Annotated in this window: 1 pseudogene; it reads left to right on the top strand. The window is 48.2% G+C overall.

What is annotated here, in order from left to right:
* Window positions 1-178 precede the first annotated feature (178 nt).
* A pseudogene (locus JUJ53_RS00270) lies at window positions 179-600 on the top strand (IS701 family transposase); the annotation flags it as partial.

Consider the following 600-nt stretch of genomic DNA (forward strand, 5'->3'; position numbering starts at 1 on the left):
GTGTTAGCCAATCAAGTGTTTGAGTCGATAGAGTCGGTTGAAGACCTGGTTTACCAACGCTGTCAGCGATTGTTGCAGCAGCAAGACCTGATTCGAGGTCTCACGTTTTACCATTGGTGGCCAGGGTACGACAGGGACACTCATGTCGCCTCATCATGTGCATTCAACCCGACTTGATATCACAACGAACCCGCAAACCTTACCAGACCATTCCACGTCGTTTGTCATGGTCTGTGCTCCTGCGGTAGCTTTGAGCGAAATCGGTAACCATTATGGCTTTAGAACCTGGATTGAATACGGTCTCAAGCAAGCTAAAGATGCCCTCGGTTGGGCCGACTTTCGCATGACCAGCTATGAGCAGATTGAGAAGTGGTGGGAATTGGTCATGAGTGCCTTCCTTATGGTCAGTCTGTTTGCCGATGCCTTCAATGATATCTGTCCAATTGCCCATCAGCAGTTTGCTCAACACCCTTGGTGGAACAACCAGAGCGGTTGGAAGAACGTATTGAATAATCTGCGATTGGTCATTCAACCGTTCATTTGTTTCAACTGGCTTAAGCGATGGTTAGAGGTTTTTCCCGTCACTTCATTAGAAGCTGG

The organism is Leptolyngbya sp. CCY15150 (genome assembly GCF_016888135.1).
Taxonomy (GTDB): Bacteria; Cyanobacteriota; Cyanobacteriia; order RECH01; family RECH01; genus RECH01.